Genomic DNA, 26936 nt, shown 5'->3' on the forward strand with positions numbered 1-26936 from the left:
TCCGCGCCCGGGGCGTCACTGCTGGTCGATGAACTTCTGGAACTCGGCGCCGGCGTCGGCCGGGTCGAGGTCGCCGGTCGCGACGAGGTTCTGGATGCGCCAGTACTCGGTGGTCTGCGACTGCGAGAGGTTCTGGTCGTTGTTCATGTAGACGCCGGTCGCCGCCTCGGTGATCGGGTTCCAGAGGGCGTCGAAGGCGCTCTGGTCCTCGGGGGTGACGTCGACGTTGACCGAGCGGCTGCCGAAGGTCGCGATGAACTTCGACTGCGCCTCGGGCGAGGTCAGGTAGTCGAGGAACTTCGCGGCCTCGTCGGGGTGGTCGGAGTTCGCGGAGATGTAGTTGTTCTCGTTGAAGCCGTAGATGCGGTCGGTGCCCGTGGGGAAGGCGAAGATGCCGACCGAGTCCTCGGACATCCCGGCGTCGCGGATCTGCTGGTTGAACCAGTCGCCCTCGATCGCCATGGCGGCCTTGCCGCTGAAGAAGAGCGAGCTCGACTCGTCGTTGTTGATCGAGATGAAGCCGCTGTTCACGTAGTCGGCGGTCCAGGTGGCGAACTCGGTGAAGGTGTCGGTCACGCAGTACTCGTCGGCCCAGCTCGCCTCGCCGGTGACGAGGGCCTGGTAGCCGTCGGCGCCGCACTCGGTCTCGAGCAGGCTGTCGAGCAGGCGCATCACGTGCCAGTTGACGGTGCCGCCGAACTCGAACGGGGTGATGCCCGCGTCCTTGAGCTTCCCGGCGTCCTCGACGAGCTCGTCGTAGGAGGTGGGCGCCGCGTCGATGCCGGCCTCGGCGAAGAGGTCCTTGTTGTAGAAGACCGCCTCGGTGCGCTGGGTGTAGGGCACGCCGTCGTAGCCGCCGTACTGGGTGACGGTCGACAGCGTGGTGTCGGAGAAGCGGTCGGCCCAGCCGTACTCGTCGTAGTACTCCTTCAGGTCGAGGCTCGCGCCGGCGTCGATGAACTCGCCGCCGAGGCCGGGGCCGGCCCAGGAGAAGAAGAGGTCGGGGGCGCCGCTGGTGCCGAGCGTGGTGCGCAGCGCGTCCTTGTGCGCGTCCACCGCCCGCTGCTCGACCTTGACGGTGATGTCGGGGTTCGCCTCCTCGAAGTCGCTGACGATCTCGTTGATCGTCGCGTTCGCGGAGTCGGCCGACTCGGTGAGCTTGAACCAGGTGATCTCGGTCTTCCCGCCGGTGTCGCCGCCGCTCGCGGAGCAGCCGGCCAGGCCGGCGAGGAGGAGGGCGCCCGTGGCGAGGGCGACGGATCGGGTCAGAGCACGCATCTTCGCGTCCTTTCGCTGCTCGACATCGCAGCAGCGCGACATCGACGTCGGATCCGCCGATCGGGGCCAGGGACTGGAGCTCCAGCGGCGGTGGATGAGGGATACGTTATCGATAACACATTGGCGCGACAATGCGCGCAACCGGTTGATGGGTCACGATCGGGTAACGGGAAGCGGCCCGGAATCGGCTCAGTAGAGTGAGCGGGTCGCCGCCAGGGAGGGAGCCTCGATGTCGAGCACGTCCCCGCCCCGCGCACGGCCGAGCATGGCCGACGTCGGGCGGCACGCCGAGGTCTCGGCGCAGACCGTCTCCCGCTTCTTCACCGGCGGCTACGTCGCTCCGGCGACGCGCGTCCGGATCGAGGCGGCGATCGCCGAGCTCGGCTACCGGCACAACCGCGTCGCCCGGAATCTGCGGGTGCAGCGCACCGACACGGTCGGCTTCCTCGCGATGGGTCCGCTCAACTACGGGCACTCGGAGCTGCTGACCGGGGTGAGCCGGGCCGCGCGGGCCGAGGGGCTCTCGCTGATCACGGCACTGCTCGAGGTGGGGCCGGACGCCCCCGGTGCGCGCGAGGAGATGCGGCACGCGGTCGACAAGCTGCTCGCCTTCCAGGTCGACGGGATCATCGTCGGCACGCCCTACGGCGGGCTCGACGAGCTCGTCGAGTACATCGCCGCCTCGGTGCCGGTGGTGACGCGGTCGGAGCGCGGCGGGCCCGCCGGCGACTCCACCTACGCCGACTCGTACGGCGCCGGCTACCTCGGCACTCGGCACCTGCTCGAGCTCGGGCACCGGCGGATCCTGCACCTCGCCGGTCCCGGCGACCGCAACGAGGCCGTCGACCGCGAGCGCGGCTACCGGGCGGCGCTGACGGAGGCGGGCGTCACCCCGCTCGAGGTGCTGCGCTGTGCGGAGTGGGACGCGGAGTCGGGCGCCGCGAAGGGCCGGTCCGTCGATCCGGAGTCGTTCACCGCGGTCTCGGCCGCCAACGATCAGATCGCGCTCGGCTTCCTCCGCGCGATGGCCGAGCGCGGCCGGACGGCGCCCGGCGACTACTCGATCGTCGGCGTCGACGACATGCCGGACTCCGCGTACTACTCGCCGCCGCTGACGACGATGCACCTCGACCACCAATTGCTGGGCGAGAAGGCCCTGCAGATGCTGGCCGCGCGGATCCGCACCGGCGAGCGCCAGGAGCGCACGGCGGTCACCGCCCGGCTGGTGCTGCGCTCGTCGACGGCGCGGCTGCGCTGACGAGCAGCTCTTCCAGGTCGCGCCGCACCACCGGGGCCTCGAGCGCGTCGCGGTCGGCGGCGTCGTAGGCCGCCGCGAACGCCTCGAGCTGGCGGTGGAGCTCGGCGCGCTCGGCGCCGCGGGCGACCGGCTCGAGGCGCTGCGCCAGGCGGATCGCGGCGCGGACGACGAGCGGCTGGTCCATCGCGTAGGCGCGGAGCGCGAGGTAGACCTCGGCGAGCAGGTCGGCCCCCGTCGGCCAGGTGCCGTGCAGCCGGGCGACGCCGTCGCCGTCGCGGAAGCGGGTGCGCGGCCCGTCGCCGCCGCAGAGCTCGACGAGAGCGCCGGTCAGGGCGTCGAGGGCGCTGACCGCGGTGTGCGGATCGTTCGTGCCGGTGGCGAGGCCGCGCACGCCGATCTCGACGACCTGCTGCACGGCGTAGCGGAGGTCCTGGTGCGGCGACCGCGCGTCGGCGATCACGACCGCGGCGAGCGCCGCGTCCGCCAGGTCGGCCGAGCCGGCGACCTCGAGCACGGGATCGCCGGCCAGCACGTGGTCGCCGGGCTGGGCGAGGACGCGCAGCACCGCGTCGTTCCGGGCGCCGAGCGCGACGAGCCGCTCGATCTCGAGCTGCTCGACGTAGCCGGCGCGCGGGGCGACGAGCACGACGCCGCCGCCCGGGAAGGACTCCTCGCGCGGATCGGGCTCGCCCCCGGACAGCTCCGCGATGACCGACTCGAGCTCGCCGAGCACCCGCTTCTGCAGCGTCGTCACCTGGACCGACAGCGCGATGTGGTGGATGAAGTACACCAGCACGGCGACGTCGCCGACGGCGAGCACCACCGCGAAGCCGACCGCGACGACCGGCACGAACGCCAGGGTCGCGTCCTCCTCGGTGTGCACCGAGCGCAGCACGATCAGCGAGTAGAGGAACGTCGAGGTCAGCACCGCCAGGACGACCTGGTTGCCTCGGTCGGCCATGAAGTTGCGCACCAGCCGCGGCCCGTAGGCCGAGGACGTGGTCGCGAGGACGGAGATCGTGATGGAGAACGACGTCGCCGCGACCCCGAGCATGGTGCCGCCGATCGCCGAGAGGATCGCCCGGCCGCCCGTCGCGGAGAGGTCCTCGACGAGCGGCAGGTCCTGGATCCCTGCGCGGATCAGCAGCCGGTCGACCTCGATCAGCCCGAAGGCGAGCGCGATCGCGAGGACTCCGAAGAGCGTGGGCAGGAACCAGAACGATTCGCGGGCGTGCAGGAGCCGGGAGCGCATCCTCGAAGGCTAGACGGGTGGCCCTCCCCCGTGCTGATCGAGTAGCCCGCGCTCCGGGCGTATCGAGATCCACCGCTCCGCGAGCCCGCCCTACGGCACGATGACCGCGCGGCCGCGCACCGTGCCGGCGTGCAGGTCGGCGTAGGCGCGGGGCGCGTCGGCGAGCGCGTACTCCTGCACCTCGACGTCGATCCGGCCGGCCTTGGCGAGCTCGAAGACCTCGATCAGCTCGCTGCGCGACCCCCAGTAGGGCACGCGCACGGCCGCGTCGTAGGCGATCGCGCCGAAGCCGACCGTCGCGGAGCCGCCGCCGATGCCGACGATGGTGACGTCGGACTCGATCGCCGCGACCGCCGTGGCCGTCGCGATGGTCGGGCCCGCGCCGACGAAGTCGAAGACGGCGTCCGCGCCCAGCCCGCCGGTGATCTCGCGGATCCTCTCCGCCGCGGAGGCGTCGCTGATCAGGGTCACGTCGGCGCCGACGTGCTTCGCCAGCTCGAGCTTCTCCTCGCTGACGTCGAGCACGATCACCGTCGCACCCGAGAGCGCCTTGAGGATCTGGATGCCGACGTGCCCGAGCCCGCCGGAGCCGATCACGACCGCGTAGGTGCCCGCGCCGAGCTTCGGCAGGCTGCGCTTGATCGCGTGGTACGGCGTGAGCCCCGCATCGGTGAGCGACACGTTCTTCACCGGGTCGAGGGCGCCGATCGGCACGAGGTGGCGGACGGCGTCGACGATCATGTACTCCGCCATCGAGCCCTGGCTGCCGAGGCCGGGCGGGCGGATGCCCTCGGCGGCGGCGTTGGTGCAGTAGTTCTCGGCGCCGCGCGAGCAGTTCAGGCAGTGGCCGCAGCCCCAGGGTCCGTAGACGGCGACGGACTCGCCGATCCGCAGGCCGGTCTCGACGCCGGGACCGAACTCCTCGATCACGCCGGCGCCCTCGTGGCCGAGGGTCAGCGGCAGCGGGTACTGCTGCGCGAGGTAGTCCTCCTCGGGCAGGCTCATCACGTAGTCGTCGGAGTGGCAGACGCCGGCGGCGGTCACCTTCAGCAGGATCTCGCCCGGGCCGGGCACGGGCTTCTCGATCTCGACGACCTCGGGGGGCTGTCCGACGGTGGTGTAGCGCAGTGCCTTCACGGTTCCTCCTTCGCCGGCCGCGCTCCGCGCGCAGTCCGACATCTGTCTGCTATCGGGTGCGACTCCAGTATCCGCCTCGTTCTGCGAGCGCGCTCCGCACGCCGGGACCGCGGCGGCGCCGCTGCCGGACGGGGCGAGTCCCGGTACGCCGCAACAGCCCCGAAACGCGCACTCGCTAGGGTTCCCGGAGCAGCCGGCGGACCCCGGCCGGAACGCGGGAGAGCATGAAGAAGCGGATCGTCCTCGGACTCTTCGAAGCCGGCACGCCGCACGTCGGCGGCACGATCAGCTGGTCGCACCCGCGCAGCCGCGACGGCGACTTCCGCGACATCGACTACTGGCGGCACATGGCGCGCCTCCTCGACGACGCCGGCTTCGACTTCCTCTTCTTCGCGGGCGGCTCCTTCGGCTACTCCTCGCGCCGCGGCGAGCTCTCGGACGTGCTGATCGAGGCCGGGATGACCTTCGCGCTCGACGGCGCGTACCTCATCCCCGCACTGGCGGTCGGCACCGAGCGCCTGAACTTCGTGGTCACCAGCACCACCGGCGCCGACCACCCGCTGCACGCCGTGCGCAAGTTCTCCACCCTCGACCACGTCACCCGCGGGCGGATCGGCTGGAACATCGTCACCGGCGCCTCGCAGAACACGATGGCCGCGATGCTCGGCCAGTCCGCGATGGTCCCGCACGACGAGCGCTACCGCGCCGCGCAGGAGTACGTCGACGTCGCCTTCTCGTTCTGGGAGGGCGGCAACGACGACGACGTCATCGTGCTCGACCACGAGCGCAACGTCTTCGCGGACCCGGCGAAGGTGCATCCGGTCGCCTACGAGGGCGAGTTCTACCGCTCGCACGGCTACCACACGCTGCCGCCGTCACCGCAGCGCTCGCCCCTGCTCTTCCAGGCCGGGACCTCACCGGTCGGCCGCGCCTTCGCCGCGAAGAACGCCGAGTGCGTGTTCGTTCAGGGCTCGACGTACGGCAAGGTCAAGGCGGACATCGTGGACCTCCGCCGCCGGGCCGCGGAGAACGGCCGCGATCCGGCGTCGCTCAAGGTCATGGTGGGCGTGACGATCGTGGTGGCTCCGACCTCGGCGGAGGCGGCGCAGCTGCGCGCCGAGTTCGACGCCCTGCAGACCGACGAGCTGGCCGCGCACTACTACGCCGGCAACACGGGCGTCGATCTGCTCGAGTACGACCTCGACCGCACCCTGGCCGAGCAGCTGGTGCTCGACGACCAGGCGGGCCAGATGGGCACCAGCAACATCGACCGCTTCCTGACCCGGCCGGACGGCACGGCGCCGACCGTGCGCGAGATCCTCGACGAGCTGAAGGGCAAGGGCACCCGCGGCTTCGCGATCACCGGCGACCCCGTCGAGGTGGCCGACGAGCTCGAGCGGATGCTGGACGAGACCGACCTCGACGGCATCATGCTCGAGGCCGTCTTCGGTCTCGCCTCGATGCGCGACTTCGTCGAGCTCGTGCAGCCCGAGCTGCGCCGCCGCGGCCGCCTCGACCCCGAGCCCACCGGCGCCACCTTCCGCGAGCGCATGCTCGGCGCCGGCCCGCACCTGGCCCCGGAGCACCACGCGGCGAGCTTCCGCCGCTGACCCGGTGGGTCTCGATACGCCGCTGCGCGGCTACTCGACCAGCAGGTCTTCGCTGATCGAGTAGCCCGCGCAGCGGGCGTATCGAGATCCGGGCGGCGTCAGCTCACGCGGACGAGCGTGCGCTGCCAGCCGGACGAGCCGTTGGGGGCGACGCCGGCGCGCTCCTCGATCTGGACCATGCCGGTGGCGTCGGTGGCGCGGACGGCGACGTAGTGCGAGCCGGTCTCCGCGGTCCAGTCGACGTACCACTGCACCCAGGTGTCGAGGTTGACCGGGGTGGAGAGCGTCGCCTCCTGCCAGTCGCCGTCGTCGATGCTCACCTCGACCTTCGCGACGCCGGTGGTCTGCGCCCACGCCATGCCGGCGATCTTGGTCGGGCCGGCCGGGATCGCGGCGTCGATGCGCGGGGTGTCGATGCGCGAGGACATCTTGATCGGCGCCTCGGCGTCGTAGCCGCGCGGGGTCCAGTACGCTTCGTCGGCGGCGAAGGTGGTGACCTTCAGCTCGGTCAGCCACTTGGTGGCCGAGACGTAGCCGTAGAGGCCGGGCACGACCATCCGCACCGGGAAGCCGTGCTCGAAGGGCAGCGCCTCGCCGTTCATGCCGACCGCGAGGATCGCGTCGAGGTTCTCGTCGGTGACCGCGGAGAGCGGGGTGCTGGCGGTGTAGCCGTCGACGCTCGTCGAGAGCAGCATGTCGGCGCCGCTCTGCACGCCGGCCTTCTTCAGGACGTCGCGGAGCGGGACGCCGAGCCACTTCGCGTTGCCGACGAGGTCGCCGCCGACCTGGTACGAGACGCAGGTCATGGTGATGCCGTACTCGTCCAGGCCCATGTCGAAGATGTCCTGGAGCGACATCGTGACCTCCTGGTCGACCATGCCGCTGATCTTCAGCGACCAGGTGGAGGGGTCGATCGAGGGGACGGTCAGCGCGGTGTCGACGCGGTAGAAGTCGGCGTTGGGCGTGTAGAGCGGGGAGAGGCCGTCGATGCCGAGGTCGGCTCCGGCCGGGACGGTCACGGTGGTGCGCGGGCTGGGGAGGCGCAGCGCGTCGCGCACGCTGGCCAGCGAGGAGGTGGCGGCGTTGACGGCACGCGCTCCGGCGCCGATCACGGCGGCACCGACGGCGGCGATCAGCGTCACGCGGAAGAAGCCGCGGCGCTCGATGCCGACCGGACGGGCGGCGGGCGCGGCGCCGGTCTTCTCGGCGGCGGAGGCGGCGCGCCAGCGGCGCAGGCGCGAGACGGTGAGGTGCATCACGATCATCGCGACGACGAGGCCGACGAGGGTGGGCACCGCGGAGAGCGGGGTCGCTCCGGTGCGGGTGACGATCGCGGCGATCGAGAGGCCGCCGGCGATGACGAGCAGGATCTGGCCGAGCGGCGGGCGGACCAGCTGCAGCACGCCGGCCAGGGCGGCGGCGACCAGCACGGCGACGCCGATGCTCGCGAGCAGGAAGATCTTGTCGTTCGCGCCGAACGTCTCGATCGCGAACTCCTTGAGCGGCCGCGGCACGATGTCGACCACGAAGGCCCCGAGCGCGAGCACCGGGCTCGCGTTCTTCGCGACGACCAGCGCGACGAGCTCGGCGATCGCCAGCAGCACTCCCGCGACGACGATGCCGGCGACGGCCGCGAGCGCGATGAACCGCAGCCGCGGCACGCGCGAGTTCTTCCCTGTCTGTTCCATGGGAGTCATGCTCCGCCCTTGACCTGCCCATTCGCAGTGTGGTGCCGGTTTGGTCTCGCAAGGTAACGAATCGGTAACGCCCAGGGGGATCTGATCCCCGCCGCGAGATGCCACTTGTGCACGCGACACGCCGTGAAAAGCGTGCACAAGTGGCATCTCGCGGGAGGGAATCAGCGCGGGTCAGCCGCAGGTGCGGGCGGAGTAGGGGGCAGCCTTGGTCGTCGTCACCGCCTTGCCGTCGATCGTGGCCGTCGCGGTGACGGTCGCGGTGCCGGCCGGGATCGAGGCGGCGCGGGTGGTGTCGGCCTGCGTCGCGCTCTTGGTCGGCGCGATGCCCGGGTAGGACTTGGTGGCGTACGGCGTCGCGATCGAGATCGCGGCCGTGGCCTTCGAGTCGTTGCGGGCCGTCGTCGTCAGGACGACCTTGCCGGCGACGCAGCGCGTCGTGGCCGAGACCGTCAGGTCGATGACGGCGGCCGGAGCAGCGCGGACGATCGCGAGCCGGTAGGTCGCGAGCGTCGTGTGGTCCTGCGCGGAGGAGGTGATCACGACGTTCGTGGTCCCCGAGGCCGCGAGGGTGACGGTCCGGGCGACGGTGTCGTCGATCAGCACGCCGTCGACCTTCACCAGCCCGCTGGCCACGGCCGGGTCGAGGTCGAGCGCGACGCTCGTCGTCGACAGCGGCACGGTCAGCGTCAGGTCGCGCACTCCGGCGGCGAGCGCCGGCGAGAACGTCCCGACGGACGAGGTCAGCTTCGTCAGCTCGGCGTTCGTCGCAAACCCGGTCGACTCCGTCGTGTACACGCCGAAGACGCCGCCGACATTGCTCGCGGTGCCCGTGCCCTGGAAGCGCACCGTCACCTTCGGGACCTTGTTGCCCTGGGCGTCGAGCACGTAGGCGCCGGCCTGGTTGCGCTTGTAGCTGTCCTTCGCGGCGATGCCGTCGAGCACCGCGCGAGGGATCTCGTCGTACTGCACGTACCAGTTCAGTGCACCCGCGGCACCCGAGACCACCTCGGTCTTGAGCTTCACGTCGTTGAGGTACACGTCGAAGGTGCGCCCCGCGTCGCCGCCGTAGTAGCGGACGCCGAGGTAGTTCTTCGGCAGCGTCGGGTCGACGATCATGTCGTACTGGAAGTACGCGTCCGCCGACCGCTCACCGTCGCGGTAGCCCTCGCCGCGCCAGGTGCCGACCGCCGAGCGGTTGTACTTGTAGTTCTTGTCGGCCTCGCTGTTGTTGTTGTCGAACGAGGTGAGCGAGTCGATCGTCGTCTCGTCCACCCGCAGCTGCTGCTTCTGCTTGAGGATCAGCGCCTGCGCCTCCGCGGAGTCGGGGGCGATCAGCGTCATGTAGGTCGCGTAGCGCGCCCCGTAGAGGCTGTAGTACGGCTGGAAGATCCGGGCCTCGGAGGCGGCGTCGACGTTCGTCATGCCGAAGCGCATGGTCGTCGTCCCGTTGCCGTTCGCGCCGTTGGGCAGGCGGAGCAGGTTCTGCTTCACCGAGGCCGTCCACTGCGCCGCGTTCGCGACGACGACGTTCGAGTTCACCGTCTTGTCCGCGACGCTCATCTGCACGAGCACGCCCGCGGGGTAGGAGGCGTCGACGTTGTTGCGGTTGAGCTCGGTCGCGAGGAGCACGGGCCCGTAGGTGAAGGCCGTCCAATTCGCGTTCTCGGTGTTCGCCACCGCGGCGACCGCGGCCGGCAGCTTCCAGGTGAGGGTGTCGCCCGCCGCGACCGGGACGACCGCGTAGCCGCCCTCGGTCAGCGTGGCGACGTCGCGGACGGCGCCGTTCACGGTGAGCGTCGGCGCACCGTCGACCCAGGCCGGGATGCGCAGCCGCAGCGTGGTGCCGTCGGCGACGGCTCCCGCTCCGAGCGCCGCGATCGAGAAGGTCGCGGTGTCGGTGTTCGGGATGTCCGCCGTCTGCGTGACCTTGAGGTTGCTGCCGCCCGAGCTGAGCACGGAGGAGCGGAACTGGTTCACGTAGACCGTCTTCGGCCCCTCGAAGTAGATCGAGTCCCCGAGCTTGGTGAAGCTCTCGACGCCGGTGCCGTGGTCGCACCAGAACTCGTCGTGCTCCGTGCCGAAGACCTTGGCGTAGCCGGCGGTCTGCGGCTGGAAGTAAGTGACCATGCCCGTCTCCGGGTTCTGCACCGAGAGCACGCCGTTGATGAACGCGTTCTCGTAGAAGTCGGCGTACTTCACGTCCTTCGTCACCTGGAACAGCGCCCGGGTGAGCTTGAGCATGTTGTAGATGTTGCAGCCCTCGGAGGTGGAGTTCTCCCCGTAGCCGGTGGTCTGGCCGTTGGTGGCGTACTGGTAGAGGGTGTCGGCGCCGTGGAAGTGCTCGGACTGGCTGTTGCCGCCGTTCGCGTAGCTGTGGCTCTCGTCGACGATCCGCCAGAAGTTCTCGGCGGCCCGGCGGTACATGTCGAGGTCCGCCTTCTCGGTGGCGGTCAGCGTGGCGTAGAGCGCGGGGTCGTCGGTGAAGACGGTGTAGCGCTTGAGTGCACCGATCAGCTTCGGGATCGTGGTGTTCGCGTGCAGTCCGTTGAGGACGTCCTCGCCATTGGCGAGCTTGCGGAACAGCGCGGTCTCGTCGAAGTACTCGGCGGCGCGCTTGTGGTCCGCTTTCTGCGTGGTCTCGTAGAGGCGGTAGAGCGCCTCGTTCATCCCGCCGTACTCCGTGTTGAGCAGCTGGCCCGGGTTCGCCTGGCGGCCGGCCCAGTTGGTGATCCAGCTGCCGAAGCCGTCGGCGACGACGAGCGCCTTCGAGGACACGGCGCTCGGCGCGTACTGGTGCGCGTCGAGCAGGCCCGCGAGCACCTTGTGCAGGTTGTAGAACGGCACGAGCAGGCCGTCCGCACCGGAGGGCAGGTAGCTCACCGGGAACGGCGAGACGTAGCCGGCGTTGGCCGGGTCCTTGAGGGCGTAGGCGTCCTGGACCTTCTTCAGGCCGTCGACGGACGCGGTGAGCTTCGCGAGCAGAGCGGCCTTCGTGGTCGCGTCCTGCTCGGTCGCGTAGGCCTGCGAGAGGCCGGAGAGGTAGTGGCCGAAGAAGTGGCCCTGGAACCGGGTGCCGCTCTCGCGCTCCCAGCCGCCGTAGCCGCCGGCCGTGGTCGGGGTGAGCCCGGCCTGCGTGTAGAAGGAGTGCAGGAACATCTCCGGGTCGAGGCTCAGCAGGTACTCGACCGTCTGCTGCTCGCCGTTGTCGAGGTACGGGTCCTGGACGGTGACGTCCGAGAGGCCGGCCTCCTGCAGGTAGCTCGAGCTCTTCACGCCGTTCGGCTGCACCTGGACGGTGAAGGTCCGGGTGACGGCGGTGCTGCCGCCGTAGGTCGAGGAGCCGGTGAGGGTGACGGCCTTCGCGGTGCCGGTGGGCGGGGTGACCGTGGCGGTGCCGCCGGAGATCGCGATCACGGACTCGTCGGAGGAGGTCCAGCTGAGGTCGGAGCCCTTCGCGCCGCGGGTGGGCATGGAGAAGCCGGTGCTCGTGCTCGCGGGCAGGGTGACGGCGTCGAGGTCGGCCTTCGCGACGGCGGCCGCGTCGAAGGACGGGTTGTGCGCCTTCGTCAGGGCGACGACGTCGGTGGTGCTGGCGACGGCCCCGTAGAGCACGTAGTCGTCCAGGAGTCCGCGCAGGTGCGCGCCGTTGTACTGCGGGCCGTTGAAGCCGATCGTCTTGGTGGAGGTGCCCTCGGAGCCGAGCACGCCGGTGGCCGCTCCGGTCGCCTCGTACTTGGTGACGGTGGGCTGCTTGACGCCGTTGCGGTAGAACGCGACCTGCTTGGTCGCCCTGTCGTAGGTCGCGACGACGTGGGTCCACTCGTTCGTCGGGAAGAACCCGGCGCGCGCGGTGTCGATCGCGACCTTGTAGGGCTGACCGCTCGAGGGGCCGATCGAGAGCGCGAGCGGGGTGGAGTCGTTCTCGGAGGTGAGGTACCAGCCGTCGGAGTTGTAGGCGGTCTTGTTCCAGGTGAAGACCTGCTCGCCGGTCATCGCGGCGGTCGGCTTGTACCAGAACGAGACGGTGAGGTCGGCGGGCTGGAGGCGGGCGCTCGTGCCGAGCGAGACGGCGTTGCCGCCGGTGAACTCGAAGGCCTGGCCGGCCAGGCCGGTTCCGTAGGCGGCGGTGCCCTTCTGCATCCCGACCGTGTTGCCGCGACCGCTGGTGTCGCTGATGCTGCCGTCGAACGGCAGCTCGAGCACCTTCGCGCTGTCGAGGGAGGTGGCCGGCGCGGCCTGCGCGGTCGGGCCGACCGCGAGCAGTCCCGCCGTCAGCGCCATCACCGCCACGGTCGCGATCGGGATCCGTCGTTTCGTCGTCATTCGTGGAGCCTCTCGTCGTTGAGAACGTGACTGCGACGGCCTCGGAGGGGAGTTCCGGGCCGTCGTCAGCGCGATGTTACCGTGAACAATTAGCTTTCGGGGAAGTTTCGGTGCGCGGGCTGAGGGGGTTCGAAGGGGCTGCTGGGCCGCGGACATCCGGTCGCGTATAGCAGCGGTCCGCGCATCCGGGGAGGGGGCTGCCGGTGCGGGATGCGCCTGGTGGGATGGGCCGCATGCCCACCGCTGCTCCGTCCCAGGACGACGATCTCCGCTCCATCGTCTACGCCAGCCACACCGCCGCCGGGCTCGAGGAGGCGGACCTGCCCGCGCTGCTCGAGCAGTGCCGCGCGAACAACGAGCGCCTCGGCCTGACCGGCATCCTGCTGTTCCGCGACGGGCGCTTCCTTCAGCTGCTCGAGGGACCGGCCGCGACCCTTCGCGAGCGGATGGCGATCATCGCCGACGACCCGCGGCACGCCGGGCTCCGCGTGCTGCTCGAGGAGGCACCGGCGCAGCGGCTGTTCCCCTCCTGGACGATGGCGTACGAGGCGATCACCGACTCGATGGCGACCGAGCTGCCCGGCTACCGCAGCACCTTCGAGGACATCGACACCGACGTCGACGCGAGTGCGACGCTGCCGGCGCTGCGGGAGCTGATCCGCTGGTTCCAGGTGCGGCACTGAGGCGGGTGCGTGCGGCGCGGTCGCTACAGTGACGGCGTGGATGCGGACGGCGAGCGGGACGGCGACGGCGAGCGCGAGGTCGCGGCGGAGCATCTGCGCGCCGAGCTGCGCCCGCGGACGCTGACCTGGCTCCGGATGACGATCGACGCCCTGCTCGGCGGAGCGGTGCTGACGACGCACGACCTCGTCATCACCCGACTCGACACGGGCGCCGAGATCATCCGCACGCCCGCCGACATCGGCGACCCCCACGTGCTGCTCGGGCAGATCGAGCTGGAGCTCGAGACGAAGACGACCGCGGAGTTCCTCCAGGAGTGGCGGCGGGAGTAGCACTCTCCTCCACAGATCCGATGTCGCAGAGTTGTCCGAGGGTTCCGGCCGATGGCCGCTCGCGTGTCGGTGGTGCCTGATTCAATACGCGTATGGATGAACGCAGCGACCCGGGAGCGGCAGGGCAGTCGGGCGCGCTCGCCGCCGTCGACGCGCTGACCGACATCGCCGCGGAGATCGGACGCACCTCCGCGCAGCTGCTCCTCACCCGAGCGCAGACCCTGCACCTCGCCTACCGCTCGGCGGTCACCGTCCCCGAGGCGTTCGCCCGCGGGAGCTCGCTCGCGAAGAGCGAGGCGGCCACCCTGGTCGAGCGGTCCATCCGGGCCGAGTTCGCGGCGAAGCTCCGCCTGTCCGAGCGGGCCACTGCGACGATGCTCGAGCACGCCCGGCTCCTCGTCGAGGACCTCCCCCGCATCCGCGATCTGCTGGCCGAGGGCCGGCTGCTCTGGGAGTCGAGCGAGATCGTCTGCGCGACCGCCGCCACCCTGCCCGCCACCTCCCGCGGCCGGTTCGACGAGCGCGCCGCCGAGGTCGCGCCGGACGTGACGCCGACGCAGCTGAGACGTATCGTCGCCCGGCTCCGCGACGAGCTGCACGAGGAGCCCCTCGCCCAGCGGCACGTCCGCGCCCGGCAGGATCGAGCGATGTGGATCTCGCCGGAGGTCGACGGGATGGCGACGCTCTGCGCGCTGCTCCCCGCGCCGGACGCGATGGGCATCGCTGATCGCGTCGACCGCATCGCCCGCAGTCTCCGTGACGGCGGCGACGAGCGCACGCTCGGGCAGCTGAAGGCGGACGTGCTCACGGATCTGCTGCGCGACGGCGACATCGCCGGCACCACGCCCGCGGACGACGGACCGCAGCCGTCCTCCTCGTTCGTGCCCGGGATCCGAGCGGAGGTACGGCTCACGCTCGCTGCGTCGACCGCTGTCGGTCTCGACGACGCGCCCGCGGACCTCGACGGCTACGGCCTCATCCCCGCCGACCTCGCCCGCGAGCTGGTCGCGACCGGTGCCTCCTTCACCCGAGTGCTCACCGATCCGGACACGCGCGCCGTGAGGTCCGTCGGCCGCACCCACCGCGTCCCGCCGCCCCGGATGCGCCTGCACCTCCAGCTGCGCGACCAGACCTGCCGCTTCCCCGGCTGCACCCGCACCGCATCCCGGGCAGAGGCCGACCACACGATCGAGTGGAGGAACGGCGGAGAGACGTCGCTCGAGAACCTCGTCTCCCTCTGCACGTCTCACCACCACGTCCGCCACGGCGACCGCTGGACCTACGTCCCCGCGCGGACGGCAGCATCGTCTGGACCACGCCCACCGGGCGCCTCGTCACGATCCACCCACCCGCACTCGCCGGCGCCCCGCCGGGCCCCCGCTTCAGGGACGCACCGCCCCCGTTCTGACGGAGGTGGGTCTCGATAGGCGCTCCGCGCTACTCGACCAGCATGAAATGCGCGCGCCCGCGCCTGTGCCTGCCCATGCGCCGCTTCATGCTGCGTCGGCCCACTCACGCATGCTCTGCGTACGGGCCGCCCCCTGCTGATCGAGTAGCCCTCGCAGAGGGCGTATCGAGATCCACCGTCAGCCGATGGGTGGGTCTCGATACGCGCTGCGCGCTACTCGACCAGCATGATCGATACGCGCTGCGCGCTACTCGACCAGCAGGGTGGGGCAGGTCAGCCGCAGGTGCGCGCCGCGTACGGGGACTGCAGCGTGGTTCCGCCGGCCGTCGCGGTGAGCGTGCCCGCCGGGACGGAGGCGGCGCGCGTCGTGAAGGCGTGCGTCGCGTTCGCGCCGGGGGCCGCGGTCAGCGTGGGCGAGGAGCCCCAGGCCGAGCGGATCACGACGGACAGCGGCGAGGTGCCGGTGTTCTTCACGACTCCGGTGACGACGACCTTGCCGGCCACGCACCGCGTGGACGACGTCAGGGTCGCCGTCGCCGCGGACACGACCACCGTCGCGGTCACGCGCACGGCCGTCGAGCTGGAGAGCACGCGGCCGGGCGCGTTGTACGCCGTCGATCCGCCCGCTCCGATCCACTGGTTGTCGTTCGCGCCGAGGGTGCGCACGACTCCGGTCACCGCGTAGCGGCCGGGAGCGGTGCCGACGGACGACGTGTCCCAGGTGACCGGCTGCGAGGCGGTGCCGCGGTTGTAGGCGAGGACGACGTCGGCCCGGGTGGGCAGCGCGGCGACGGAGCCGACCTCGCCGAGGTCCGAGCGCACGGCCGATGCCGCATCGGCCGCACGCACCTCGGCGTACTGACCGGCGGTCAGCGAGACGATGCCGCCGTGCTTGGTCGACGGCGCCAGGGAGAAGCCGGGGTCGTTCAGCTGGGTCCAGCCGGCGTCGAGGTCGGTGGTCACCATCGGCCGGTAGCCGGTCGAGGGGATCACGTCGACGTAGAGGTACCAGCGGTCGGCGTCGTGGTCCTTGAAGACCGCAGGACCTTCCACTCCCCCCGCGTTGCCGCCGGCCCAGACGGCGCCGATGCGGTCCTGCAGCTGCGTCCACGCGGTGGACGGGAGCCACCACTGCTTCGCCGTGGTCGACTCCATGTAGATGCCGCGGCCGGTGCCGTTGTCCTTCGAGATCCGGTAGGTCGTGCCGCCGTCCTGGATCATCGTCGTGTCGATGACGTCGGCGCCGGTGTCGATGAAGGTGCCGCCGTAGGAGTAGGTCGCCTGGGTGAAGTCGGTGGTCGCTCCCCAGAGCACCCGGGACGCGCCGGTGCCGGGCGTGTGCGCGGCACTCGGGTAGACGGTCGAGGACCAGTAGACGACGAACGCGCCCTTGCCGGCCCCGTTGTAGTCCGCCACCCAGGTCGCCTCGGGCGCCCACATCATCCCGGCTTCGAGCTGCTTCGCGCCGGCCGCGTCGAGCGCGACGTCGAACTGGCGCAGGTCGCTCCAGGAGACGAGGTCGGTGGACTCCCAGACGTTCATCTTGGTGCTGCCCTGCGTGGTCCAGTAGCACCAGGTGGTGCAGGAGCCGCTGCCCTGGTCGCCGCCGAAGACGCGCAGGTCGGTGGCGATGATGTAGTACTTCTTCGTCTCGGGGTTGTAGGTCAGGTACGGGTCGCGGACGCCGGTCGTGCCGAGGTCGGAGGCGAGGATCGGCTTGCCTCCGTTCAGCGGGTCCCACTTCTCCGGATCGTCGCCGCGGGAGACGTCGAGGTAGATCTTCTCGGCGTAGCCCTGCGCGTCCTCGACGAAGTGCACCATCAGGTAGCCGTAGGGGGTGTCGACGCCGACCTGCGGCTCGACGGTGACGGCGACGGTGCGGGACTGCGCGACGCCGCGGATCGACGCGGTCGCGGTGAGCGACGACGTGCGGGCGGCCTGGCCGGCGGCGGGGCGGTCGGCGGCGAGGGTGCGGCCGTCGGCGGAGATGCGGAGGGTCGGGTCGCTCGAGGCCCAGGTCACGGTGCCACCGTAGTCGGGCAGGTTCGTCGTCGAGTCGTCGATCGTGAGCGGAGCGACCCCGTCGAGCACGGCCGCGGTCAGCGGCGCGAAGGACGAGGCGTGCAGCTTCGCGTCGACGCTCGACACGGTCGCCACCTCCTCGCCGGTGAGGGCGCGGTCGTAGACGCGGAACGTCGACACCTCCCCCTTGTAGAAGGGGTCGGGGTACGGCGCGCGGCCGATGGTGTTGAGCGACTGGTCCGCCACCGAGGCCGGCCGCAGCGCCGTGGGCGCCGAGGCGACGCGGGTGCCGTCGACGTAGAACGAGATCGTGCCGGCGCCGCCGTCGATCACCGAGGTGAGGCTGTACCAGCGGTCGGCCGCGATGCCGGAGGCGCCGCGCGCGTTGTTCTCGCCGCCGCCGCCGGTCGTCGTGATGGCCGTGCGCACCTTGTCGCGCACCGACGCGAACCAGTACTGCGAGGTGCTGTCGCTGCCGAGGTTCCAGAGGAAGTGGAAGCTCGAGAGCATCGATGCGTCGGCGCGCGTCTCGACCGTGACCGTGCCGGACGTCTTGCCCTTCAGCAGGTCGTCGGGCAGCTCGACCCAGGGGGCCGCGCTGGTCTTCGCGCCGCCGGTGAGACGGAGTGACGTGCCGGTCCAGAGCGCGTCCGTCCCGTTCACGACGCGCGCGGCTCCCACGGCTCCGCCCGCGGAGTTGGGGACGGTCGTGCCGGTCGTCTGGCTGAAGCGGTAGTCGGCGAGGAGGCCGGCGGTGGGGACGGTCGCGTCGGCGGCGGTCGCGGTGGGGGCGACGAGGCCGGCGGCGAGCACCGCCCCGAGTCCGAGGGCGGCGAGGGCCGCGCGCAAGGGGGCGCGGCGGGTGGGGGTGGGCATGGTGCTCCTTTGCACGGGGGCGGGAGGTCTGGAGGTGGTGGTCGTCAGCAGGTGGTCGCGGGGTAGGCGGCCGACTGCGTGGCCGCGCGGCCCGTGTCGTCGACTCCGGCGCCCGTCACCGAGGCCGAGCCCGCGGCGAGCGTCGGCTGACGCACCGTGAAGCTCGCCGTGGCGTTCTTCCCGCCGGCGACCGCCGGGTAGGTCTTCGTGCCCGCGGCGGTGGTGACCGTGATGTCGGCCGGCAGGTCGTCGGTGTTCTTCACCGTCGTGGTGAGCACCGGCTTGCCCGCGAGGCAGCGCACGGTCGAGGTGGCGGCGAGCTGCAGCGCGACCGGCGCGGCGGGCGCGCCGAGCGAGACGCGGAAGCGCTGGCAGTCGTTGTTCAGCACGCTCCACTGGCCGATCCGCGTGCCGTCGACGGCCGAGCAGTTCGAGAGGTCGAGCGCCTTGCCGCTGTGCGCGGCGCGGAGCTCGACGGTGCCGTCGTTGCCGGGGCGCAGGCGCCAGCTGCTGCCGGTCACGCCGCAGGCCCCCTGCGTGACGGTCGCGCCGTCGGCGGTGGAGCCTCCGGTGACTGCGAGGCACTTCGCGGCGGCCGAGACGGGGTGCATCTCGACGGCGCCGTCGGCGGCCGCGGTGAAGGTGACGCGCTGGCACGGCGAGCCGAGCCACTCCTGCTGCTGCAGCACCGCACCGTCGGCGGTCGAGCAGTTCGGCAGGTCGAAGGACTTGCCGGTGACGAGCGAGGTCACGGCGACGGCGCCGGCCGGGCGCAGCGCCCACTCCTGCGCGGCGGCGGCGGTCGCGGTCGACTGGCGGATCGCTCCGGAGACCGCGTCGAGCACCTTGCCGCTCGTGCGGTTCGTCAGCGTCGAGTAGCCGCCGGTGCCCGGGGCGACCGTCCACTGCTGGCAGGAGGTCGTCAGCCAGGCCGACTGCTGCAGTGCGGAACCCGACGCGGTCGAGCAGCCGACCGGGCCCAGGGACTTGCCGCTGCTCGCGTTCACGACGCGCAGGTAGCCGTCGCCGGTGCTGTCGAGCGTCCAGTTCGCGCGGGGCGTGGCGCAGGAGCCCTGCACGACGCCCGCTCCGTCGCCGCTCTGCGCGGAGGAGACGGTGGCGCAGAGGCCGGTGCTGCGACTGACCAGCTGCCACGGCGCGCCCTCGACGCGGGCGGTGATCGGCGCGTTCTCGCCGCTGGGGACGGGGATCCGCGCGGCGGTGCCGAGCGGGACACCGAAGTCGGGCTCACCCTCGGCGGTCCAGTCGACGATGTGCGCGCGGGCCGAGCGCTGGCGGCCGCAGCCGTCGTTCGGGCCGGGGTTCGCGTGGTAGAGGTTCCAGGTCTCGGTGCCGTCGGGCGAGTCGAAGAAGTCGTTGTGGCCGGTGCCGTACTCGCCGTTCGCCTTCGAGAAGACGGGGCCGTCGCTCTTGGTCCAGGAGGAGGCGAGCACGGGGTCGCCGGTGCCGTCGTACTCGAGGGTGCCGAGCTGGTAGTCCTCGGTGCCGCAGAAGCTGGCCGAGTAGACGATCCAGGTGCGGCCGTCCTTCTGCAGCGGGACCGGGCCCTCGTTCACCGGTGCGCCGATGGTCTCCCACGGCTCGACCGGCTGGGACAGCACGTTCAGCGGACCGGTCGCGGTCCACGGGTCGGACATCCGGGCGATGTAGTTGTTCTGCAGGCGGTTCGGCCCGGCCGAGAACGCCGACCAGGTCATGAACAGCTCGCCGTTGAGCTCCAGGTAGGCGCCGTCGATGTTCCAGTCGTCGGTCGGGACCGGGCGGCCCTTGTAGCTGTACGGACCCATCGGGTCGTCGCCCGCGCTCTCGATCACCTGGAGGTGCTGGCGATCGAAGTTCCCGGCCGTGCCCATCGTGTACATCAGGTACCAGCGCCAGCCGTTCGGCCCCTCGAGCCGCTGCAGCTCGGGCGCCCACATGTTGGCGTTCCGGCCCGGGTTGGTGTCGGTGTAGACGGTCACCGGAGTCGCGGTGCCCAGCGCCGCGAGCGTCGGCGCCTTGCGCATCACCACGCGGTTGTCCCACGTCGTCGCGACGAGGTAGTAGTTGCCGTCGTGGAACTCGATCGTCGGGTCGGCCGTGTCCGGCTCGAGCGGATTCGTGAAGGTCGACTCGCCGATCGCGGCGGCGGGGCTCGCGGCGGCCAGCGGCAGCGCGACGACCGCCGCGAGCAGGATCAGGAGGCCGGCGGTCAACCGGCGTCGAAGGCCCGGAGCGGGCGCGGTCAGGTGCATGGATGACTCCGTCGTCGATCGTGATGCGGGTGCACCCGGACGGCCGCAGGAGGGCCGGAAGAAGAGCCGGGGCGAGAATTTGTTCACGGTAACAGCGGCGGTCGCGCACCGTCAAACCCCTCCTCCCGATCGTGTTCGACGTCGATTCCCGCCCGGAGCGCCGTGCCGCACAGGGGCGGCTGACTATGCTGAACGGACCCGCGATGCCGAGCCCTCGTCATCCCGCCCGCACCGCCGGTGCACGGCTCTCCCGCCCGGGGAGCGGAGGAGGTCCGCGCCATGGCCGATCGGCCTAACCTCCGTCATGTCGCCGCGGTCGCCGGCGTCTCGCACATGACAGTCTCGCGGGTGCTCAGCGGGCATCCGAACATCAAGGAGTCGACCCGGCAGCGGGTGCTCGAGGCCGTCTCCGAGCTCGACTACCGCCCCAACATCGCGGCGCGCTCGCTCGTCACCCAGCGCACCGACCGCATCGGCGTGATGGTCGAGAGCGGCGCCGAGTTCGGCCCGTCGAGCACCCTCCGCGCGATCGAGCGCGCCGCCCGCGAGAAGGGCTACTCGATCACCTCGGTCGCGCTGCGCGACGACGCGGAGCTCAGCCCGACCGACGCGATCAAGCACCTCACCGGCCTCGGGATCGACGCGCTGTGCGTGATCGCGCCGCGCTCCTCCTCCGTCGCGACGCTGCGCACCGTGGAGATCGGCGTGCCGACGCTCGTCGTGAAGAGCGACAAGGACGCGAACTTCCTCACCGTCTCCGTCGATCAGCAGGGCGGGATGAGCCAGGCCGTCGACCACCTCGCCTCGCTCGGTCACCGCGACGTGCTGCACATGTCCGGCCCGCTCGACTGGCTCGATGCGCGCGCCCGCGAGCGCGCCTTCCACAGTCGCGCCAAGGCCTGGGGCATGCGCGAGCGCCCGATCGTGGTCGGCGACTGGACCCCCGACTCCGGCTACGAGTTCGCGCGGAGCCTGCAGTCGGTGCCCGAGTTCACCGCGATGGTCGTCGCGAACGACGAGATGGCGCTCGGCGTCATCCACGGGCTCGTCGAGCGGGGCATCCGCGTGCCGCAGGACGTCAGCGTCATCGGCTTCGACGACCTGCCGACCGCCCGGCACTTCCTGCCCCCGCTGACCACCGTGCGGCAGGACTTCGACAAGCTCGGCACCACCGTCGCGGAGGTGATCCACGCCAGCATCCGCGGCCAGGAGATCCCGCAGCGCACGCGGATCGCCACCGAGCTCGTGATCCGCGAGTCGACGGCGCCGCCGCGGAGCTGACCGCTCGCGTATCATCGGCGGCACCCCAGGCGCGACGCTCCCCCGGCGCCGCATCGCACACGAACCGAGGACGGCACGTGGCAGTTCGGTCGACGACGACTCCGGCACGCCCCGGTCCCGCACGCCCGGACCCGGTGGTCGAGATGAGCGGGATCCACGTCTCCTTCTCCTCCGGGCCGGCGCTGGCGGGCGCGGGTCTGCGCCTCGTGCCCGGCGAGATCCACGGGCTGATGGGCGAGAACGGCGCCGGCAAGTCGACGCTGATCAAGACGCTGACCGGGATCCACCAGCCGGACGCCGGCGAGATCGTCGTCGACGGCGTCGCCCGCCGCTTCAGCGGACCGGCCGACGCGAAGGCCGCGGGCATCACCGCCGTCTTCCAGGACGAGCGGCTGACCGACAACCTCAGCATCGGCGAGAACGTGATGATCGGGCACGAGCTCCGCGGGCGCTTCGGCATCTCCTGGCCGCGCACCCACGCGCGCGCGGCCGAGATGCTGGCCGAGCTGGGCCTCGAGGACCTCGATCCGCGCCTCCCGCTGCGCTCGCTCTCCCCCGCGATCCGCCAGCTCGTCGCGATCGGCCGCGCGATGGTCGACCGGCCGCGCGTGCTGATCCTCGACGAGCCCACCTCGAGCCTCGACCTCGGCGACGTCGCCCGGCTGTTCACGGTGCTGCGGCGGCTGCGCAGCCAGGGCGTCGCGATCGTGTTCGTCTCGCACTTCCTCGAGCAGGTGCTCACGCTCAGCGACCGCATCACCGTGCTGCGCGACGGCCGCACCGAGGGCGAGTACCCGGCGGGGCGGATGGACCGGGCCGAGCTGATCGCGAAGATGATCGGCAAGGACATCGACGCGCTCCGCCAGATCGGCTCCGACCGCCGCGAGCACCGCAAGCAGCCCACCGGCCCGGCGATCTACCGCGCGGTCGGCATCGGCCGGAAGGGCGCCGTCTCGCCCACCGACCTCGAGCTGCACCGCGGCGAGATCGTCGGCTTCGCAGGCCTGCGCGGCTCCGGGCGCACCGAGCTGGCGTCGCTGCTCAGCGGCGTCGAGCGGCCGGACAGCGGCGAGGTGCTGATCGACGGCGAGCACGCGGAGATCGTCGATCCGGTCTCGGGGCTGCGGCACCGCATCGCGCACTCGAGCGAGAACCGGCGCGAGGACGGCATCATCGGCGACCTCTCCCTCCGCGACAACCTCGTGCTGGGGCTGCAGGCGCTGCGCGGCTGGGCGCACCCGCTCTCGGCGGCCGAGACGGATGCGCTGGTCGCCACCTACGTCGAGGCGCTGAACATCACGCCGGCCGACCCGGACATCCCGGTCAAGTACCTCTCCGGCGGCAACCAGCAGAAGGTCGTGCTGGCGCGCTGGCTCGCCACCCGGCCGCGCCTCCTGGTGCTCGACGAGCCGGCGCGCGGCGTCGACGTCGCCTCGAAGGTCGAGATCCAGGCGCACATCGCGCAGCTCGCGAAGGAGGGCGTCTCGATCGTCTACATCTCCTCCGAGCTGGAGGAGGTGGTGCGCCTCAGCGACCGCATCGTCGTCTTCAAGGACCGCGAGAAGATCGGCGAGGTCAGCAACGGCCCGTGGCTGACCGTCGACACCATCGTCGAGATGATCGCGGCGGACACCACGGACGACGACGCGACCGACGACGCCTGGTGACGCGGGGTCTCGATACGCCGCTCCGCGGCTACTCGACCAGCATGAGAGCGGACCCCGCCGAGCATGCGGCCCCGCCCCCATGCTGATCGAGTAGCCCTCGCAGAGGGCGTATCGAGATCCACCACAGCCCGCACTTCGGCGATCCATCCCCCGAAACGCGGTCGTCCCGCCCGAGGCGCACGGCGCCCGGCGACCCTCGTCCGCATGGCCTACCTCTACATCCTCCGCTGCGGCGACGGCAGCTACTACGTCGGCAGCACGCGGTCCCTGCACCGCCGTGTCGACGCGCACATGATGGGCAAGGGCGCCGCCTACACGCGGACGCGGCTGCCCGTGACGCTGCTCTGGCACCAGGAGTTCGACAGCATCGGCGACGCCTACTGGTGGGAGAAGCGCGTCCAGAACTGGAGCCGCGCCAAACGCGAGGCGCTGATGCGCGGCGACTACGGCGCGCTGCGGGCGGCGGCGAAGAAGCGGTTCGACAAGCCTGCGCCGGAGTAGCGCCGGGTCTCGATACGCCGCTGCGCGGCTACTCGACCAGCATGGGCCTTCATGTTGATCGAGTAGCCCTCGCAGAGGGCGTATCGAGATCCACCCACGAACGGACGCGGGCCCGTAGCCGCTCGAGGCCGGCGCATTCCGCGCCACCCGACGGCCGGCACCGGTGTGCCGGGCTAGCGTTCTCGCAATAGATCCCCCCAGGGCTCGTGCAGACGCATCCTCAATACCGGGGGGCCTTCTCTTCGACTCCGGATCCGCGCTCCGCGCGGGCCGGGTCTCGATACGCCGCTCCGCGGCTACTCGACCAACATGGGGCGCGCGGCCCCTGCCGACGGCGCGGGCCTGCCGAGCGGGCGGGCTCCGCCTGCCTGCTGATCGAGTAGCCCTCGCAGAGGGCGTATCGAGATCCGGTGGACACGGTTGACCCCTGTGAAACGTGTCACGTAGGGTGGCGCAGGCCGGGGAAAGCGCATTCCTGCAGCCCGGACCATCGATGCCGAGGGATTCAATGCCGAATTCACGTTCACGCCGTCCGTCCACCGCCGTTGCCGCCGCGCTCGCCGCGGGGCTCGCGCTGACCGGGGCCGCGCCTGCGGCGGCGGAGTCGAGCACCGCGTCCGCCAACCCCGTGCTCACCGCGCAGCTCGAGGACCTCGACCGCGGAGTCGTGGCGCTCGCGTCGCCCGACGGCGGCGTCTTCGTCAGCTGGCGACTGCTCGCGACGGAGGTGACCGGCTCCTCCGCGACCGGGATGGTCGGCGCCGACTTCGCCGTGTACCGCGGCGCCGAGCGCGTCGGCGTCGTCACCGACAGCACCAACCTGCACGACCCGGCGGGCGCGCCCGGCGACGAGTACCGCGTGGTGCCGCTCGTCGACGGCGTCCCCGGCGAGCCCAGCGCGCCGGTCACCGCCTCGGCCGACGCCTTCGAGACGCTGCCGCTGCAGAAGCCGGCCGACGGCGTCACTCCCGCTGGCGAGGCGTACACGTACAGCGCCAACGACATGAGCGTCGGCGACATGGACGGCGACGGCGACTACGAGTACGTCGTGAAGTGGTACCCCTCGAACGCGAAGGACGTCTCGCAGAAGGGCTACACCGGCAGCACCTACCTCGACACCTACGAGGCCGACGGCACGCTGCTGCACCGCATCGACCTGGGCGTGAACATCCGCTCCGGCGCGCACTACACGCAGTTCCTGGTCTCGGACTTCGACGGCGACGGCCGCTCCGAGATCATGACCAAGACGGCGCCGGGCACGACGATCCTGCCCGGCGGCGACCCGTCCCGCGTGGAGTCGATCACCCTGCTCCCCGAGGACGTCGCCGCCGGCGTCACCCCGCAGGACGACTACCGCCTCTCCGCCGCCGGCTACCGCGAGCACCTCATCGAGGTCTTCGAGGGCTGGGGCACCCGCGAGGAGGTCGTCTCCGGCCAGTGGCCCGCCACGCTCGAGGAGGCCTTCGGCATCGCGCCGACGCACGACTACCCGCTCGACCGCGCCGGGGCGACGGAGCTCGCCGACTACTTCATCGACGTCTACGCGCCGAGCCGGAGCGACCGCAACGACCTCACCACCTTCGAGGGCTTCGTCCTGACCGGCCCGGAGTACCTCACGGTCTTCGACGGCGAGTCCGGCGAGGAGCTGCAGACCGCCGCCTACGAGCCGGCCCGCGGCGACGACGGCCTGCTCTGGGGCGACTACGCCTACTCCCGGATCGAGCCGGGCAACCGCAACGACCGCTTCCTCGCGGGCGTCGCCTCCTTCGACGGCGAGACGCAGTCCGCCGTCTTCGCCCGCGGCTACTACACCCGCGCGGTCGTCGTCGCCTACGACTGGGACGGCAGCGAGCTCTCGCAGCGCTGGGTCGCCGACAGCGGCCACGTCCCGCTGACCAACCCGTTCAACGACACCCCGCACGGCCGCGAGGGCACCAGCCCGGAGTGGGCGACGCTCACCACCCAGGGCTTCCACTCGCTCAGCGCCGCGGACGTCGACGGCGACGGCCGGCAGGAGATCGTCTACGGCTCCGCCACCCTCGACGACGACGGCAGCCTGCTGTACAGCTCCTACGACACCCTGCCCGAGGGCAGCAGCGCGCCCGGCACCGAGGCCAAGCTCGGCCACGGCGACGCGATGCACGTCACCGACATCGACCCGGCGAACCCCGGGCTCGAGATCTTCACCGTGCACGAGGGCGGAGTCGGCGCGCCCTACGGCTACGCGCTGCGCGACGCCGCCACCGGCGAGGTGCTCTTCGGCGCCTACTCCGGCAAGGACACCGGGCGCGGGATGATCGGCGACATCGATCCGGCGATCCCCGGCCAGGAGGTCTGGGCGATCGGCGAGCTGTCGGCGAGCGGCGAGCCGCTCACGGGCGGGGATCCCGCTCAGCAGCCCGGCACCAATCAGAGCATCCGCTGGGCCGCGGACATGACGACGCAGATCGTGGCGAGCACGACGATGCAGGACGCGACGCCCGTCACTCCGACGATCGTCACCGGCGACGGGACGGTGCTGCTCTCGGCCGACGGGACGGTCACGAACAACGGCACCAAGGGCAACCCGTCGCTGGTCGCGGACGTGCTCGGCGACTGGCGCGAGGAGCTGCTGCTGCCGACGAGCGACTCGAGCGCGATCCGGATCTACTCGAGCACCGAGGTCACCGACCGCAAGCTGACCACGCTGATGCACGACCCGCAGTACCGGGTCGAGGTCGCACGCCAGCAGACGGCGTACAACCAGCCGTCGTACACCTCCTACGGGTTGGCGAGCGACATCGACTGGGCGACGGTGCCGGTACTGGCGCAGCAGGGGACGGCGCCGACGCCCGCGCCGACCGGGACCCCCGTGCCGATGCCGACCGAGACCGCGCCGCCCGTCGTGCCCGCGCCGCACGCCCCCGCGCCCGTCGCCGGGCCCGACGGCGAGCTCGCCGCCACCGGCACCGACCTGACGCTGCTGCCGCTCGGGGCGCTCGCGCTCCTGCTCGGCGGCGGGGCACTGCTGCTGCGCCGCCGCCTGCAGCACGGCGGGTAGCACCGATCGAGTAGCCGCGCAGCGGCCCTCCTTGCTGGTCGAGTAGCCGCGCAGCGGCGTATCGAGACCCCACCCCCCGGCAGACGGTGGATCTCGATACGCCCGCTCCGCGGGCTACTCGATCAGCAGGAGACGGACCCGTCGCCTCCCCCGAGGTGGCGGGCCCTTCGCGTTAATGCACGATCGTTACCGGAGACGCCGATGCGCTGTTGCGTCACAAGAATTGTTCACGGTAACATTTTGCCCAGGACGCACCCGGACGTGTCACTGCACGACGGGCGTCCACCGCACATCCTGCACTCACCGCACCTCGGGCGC

General features: G+C 71.5%; 16 protein-coding genes. 9 read left to right on the forward strand and 7 right to left on the reverse strand.

All coding sequences use genetic code 11. The features are described from left to right. Window positions 1-15: 15 nt before the first annotated feature. Entirely contained in the window at window positions 16-1278 is a 1263-nt protein-coding gene (locus tag GSU72_RS17755; RefSeq protein ID WP_159986219.1) for an extracellular solute-binding protein, read from the reverse strand. 229 nt (window positions 1279-1507) lie between these two features. Between GSU72_RS17755 and GSU72_RS17760 the strand changes: the two genes are divergently transcribed. Further along, on the forward strand, window positions 1508-2536 hold the full coding sequence (locus tag GSU72_RS17760; RefSeq protein ID WP_159986220.1) for a LacI family DNA-binding transcriptional regulator: 1029 nt from the start codon (window positions 1508-1510) through the stop codon (window positions 2534-2536). Here the strand turns inward: GSU72_RS17760 and GSU72_RS17765 are convergent. Further along, window positions 2490-3788, reverse strand: a complete 1299-nt coding sequence (locus GSU72_RS17765; protein ID WP_159986221.1) for a DUF2254 domain-containing protein — start codon at window positions 3786-3788, stop codon at window positions 2490-2492. The genes GSU72_RS17760 and GSU72_RS17765 overlap by 47 nt on opposite strands. Window positions 3789-3878: 90 nt before the next feature. After that, window positions 3879-4925 (reverse strand): NAD(P)-dependent alcohol dehydrogenase, encoded by a 1047-nt coding sequence (locus GSU72_RS17770; protein WP_159986222.1) that lies wholly within the window; start codon window positions 4923-4925, stop codon window positions 3879-3881. A 224-nt stretch (window positions 4926-5149) separates the two neighbouring features. Between GSU72_RS17770 and GSU72_RS17775 the strand changes: the two genes are divergently transcribed. After that, complete coding sequence (locus GSU72_RS17775) at window positions 5150-6535, forward strand: NtaA/DmoA family FMN-dependent monooxygenase (RefSeq protein WP_159986223.1); 1386 nt, start codon at window positions 5150-5152, stop codon at window positions 6533-6535. A 98-nt stretch (window positions 6536-6633) separates the two neighbouring features. Here GSU72_RS17775 and GSU72_RS17780 read toward each other — a convergent pair whose 3' ends face one another. Further along, a complete protein-coding gene (locus tag GSU72_RS17780; RefSeq protein ID WP_159986224.1) occupies window positions 6634-8223 on the reverse strand; it encodes a molybdopterin-dependent oxidoreductase in 1590 nt (529 codons plus the stop codon). Window positions 8224-8403: 180 nt separating this feature from the next. Next, entirely contained in the window at window positions 8404-12555 is a 4152-nt protein-coding gene (locus tag GSU72_RS17785; RefSeq protein ID WP_159986225.1) for a beta-L-arabinofuranosidase domain-containing protein, read from the reverse strand. A gap of 233 nt (window positions 12556-12788) precedes the next feature. Here GSU72_RS17785 and GSU72_RS17790 point away from each other — a divergent pair, with 233 nt between their 5' ends. The 3 genes from GSU72_RS17790 to GSU72_RS17800 all read left to right on the forward strand — a co-directional run bounded on the left by GSU72_RS17790 (window position 12789) and on the right by GSU72_RS17800 (window position 14995). After that, entirely contained in the window at window positions 12789-13238 is a 450-nt protein-coding gene (locus tag GSU72_RS17790; protein WP_159986226.1) for a BLUF domain-containing protein, read from the forward strand. Window positions 13239-13274: 36 nt separating this feature from the next. Further along, window positions 13275-13568 carry a hypothetical protein gene (locus tag GSU72_RS17795; RefSeq protein WP_159986227.1) on the forward strand — a complete coding sequence of 98 codons (294 nt, stop codon included), beginning with the start codon at window positions 13275-13277 and terminating at the stop codon, window positions 13566-13568. 92 nt (window positions 13569-13660) lie between these two features. After that, entirely contained in the window at window positions 13661-14995 is a 1335-nt protein-coding gene (locus tag GSU72_RS17800; RefSeq protein ID WP_159986228.1) for an HNH endonuclease signature motif containing protein, read from the forward strand. Between the two features lie 254 nt (window positions 14996-15249). On the opposite strand, the gene GSU72_RS17805 is transcribed toward GSU72_RS17800, so the two are convergent. Both GSU72_RS17805 and GSU72_RS17810 read right to left on the reverse strand, forming a co-directional pair. Then, window positions 15250-17874 carry a LamG-like jellyroll fold domain-containing protein gene (locus GSU72_RS17805; protein ID WP_159986229.1) on the reverse strand — a complete coding sequence of 875 codons (2625 nt, stop codon included), beginning with the start codon at window positions 17872-17874 and terminating at the stop codon, window positions 15250-15252. A 44-nt stretch (window positions 17875-17918) separates the two neighbouring features. Then, window positions 17919-20129: an RICIN domain-containing protein gene (locus GSU72_RS17810; RefSeq protein WP_159986230.1), complete on the reverse strand. Its 2211-nt coding sequence runs from the start codon at window positions 20127-20129 to the stop codon at window positions 17919-17921. Window positions 20130-20408: 279 nt separating this feature from the next. Here GSU72_RS17810 and GSU72_RS17815 point away from each other — a divergent pair, with 279 nt between their 5' ends. The 4 genes from GSU72_RS17815 (at window position 20409) to GSU72_RS17830 (ending at window position 26618) form a co-directional block, all read left to right on the forward strand. Next, a complete protein-coding gene (locus GSU72_RS17815) occupies window positions 20409-21410 on the forward strand; it encodes a LacI family DNA-binding transcriptional regulator (RefSeq protein WP_159986231.1) in 1002 nt (333 codons plus the stop codon). Between the two features lie 77 nt (window positions 21411-21487). Continuing rightward, window positions 21488-23077, forward strand: a complete 1590-nt coding sequence (locus GSU72_RS17820) for a sugar ABC transporter ATP-binding protein (protein WP_348272773.1) — start codon at window positions 21488-21490, stop codon at window positions 23075-23077. A gap of 204 nt (window positions 23078-23281) precedes the next feature. Beyond that, window positions 23282-23578, forward strand: coding sequence for a GIY-YIG nuclease family protein (locus GSU72_RS17825; protein WP_159986232.1), 297 nt, complete (start codon window positions 23282-23284; stop codon window positions 23576-23578). 508 nt (window positions 23579-24086) lie between these two features. Continuing rightward, window positions 24087-26618 carry a rhamnogalacturonan lyase gene (locus GSU72_RS17830; RefSeq protein ID WP_159986233.1) on the forward strand — a complete coding sequence of 844 codons (2532 nt, stop codon included), beginning with the start codon at window positions 24087-24089 and terminating at the stop codon, window positions 26616-26618. Window positions 26619-26936 lie beyond the last annotated feature (318 nt).

It is taken from the genome of Rathayibacter sp. VKM Ac-2760 (assembly GCF_009834185.1).
Classification (GTDB): domain Bacteria; phylum Actinomycetota; class Actinomycetes; order Actinomycetales; family Microbacteriaceae; genus Rathayibacter.

Bases quoted from the DNA above. Each gene is read 5' to 3' on its own strand.
- GSU72_RS17755 (WP_159986219.1), bottom strand. From the start codon at position 1,278: ATGCGTGCTCTGACCCGATCCGTCGCCCTCGCCACGGGCGCCCTCCTC.
- GSU72_RS17760 (WP_159986220.1), top strand. From the start codon at position 1,508: ATGTCGAGCACGTCCCCGCCCCGCGCACGGCCGAGCATGGCCGACGTC.
- GSU72_RS17765 (WP_159986221.1), bottom strand. From the start codon at position 3,788: ATGCGCTCCCGGCTCCTGCACGCCCGCGAATCGTTCTGGTTCCTGCCC.
- GSU72_RS17775 (WP_159986223.1), top strand. From the start codon at position 5,150: ATGAAGAAGCGGATCGTCCTCGGACTCTTCGAAGCCGGCACGCCGCAC.
- GSU72_RS17780 (WP_159986224.1), bottom strand. From the start codon at position 8,223: ATGGAACAGACAGGGAAGAACTCGCGCGTGCCGCGGCTGCGGTTCATC.
- GSU72_RS17785 (WP_159986225.1), bottom strand. From the start codon at position 12,555: ATGACGACGAAACGACGGATCCCGATCGCGACCGTGGCGGTGATGGCG.
- GSU72_RS17790 (WP_159986226.1), top strand. From the start codon at position 12,789: ATGCCCACCGCTGCTCCGTCCCAGGACGACGATCTCCGCTCCATCGTC.
- GSU72_RS17800 (WP_159986228.1), top strand. From the start codon at position 13,661: ATGGATGAACGCAGCGACCCGGGAGCGGCAGGGCAGTCGGGCGCGCTC.
- GSU72_RS17805 (WP_159986229.1), bottom strand. From the start codon at position 17,874: ATGCCCACCCCCACCCGCCGCGCCCCCTTGCGCGCGGCCCTCGCCGCC.
- GSU72_RS17810 (WP_159986230.1), bottom strand. From the start codon at position 20,129: ATGCACCTGACCGCGCCCGCTCCGGGCCTTCGACGCCGGTTGACCGCC.
- GSU72_RS17815 (WP_159986231.1), top strand. From the start codon at position 20,409: ATGGCCGATCGGCCTAACCTCCGTCATGTCGCCGCGGTCGCCGGCGTC.
- GSU72_RS17825 (WP_159986232.1), top strand. From the start codon at position 23,282: ATGGCCTACCTCTACATCCTCCGCTGCGGCGACGGCAGCTACTACGTC.
- GSU72_RS17830 (WP_159986233.1), top strand. From the start codon at position 24,087: ATGCCGAATTCACGTTCACGCCGTCCGTCCACCGCCGTTGCCGCCGCG.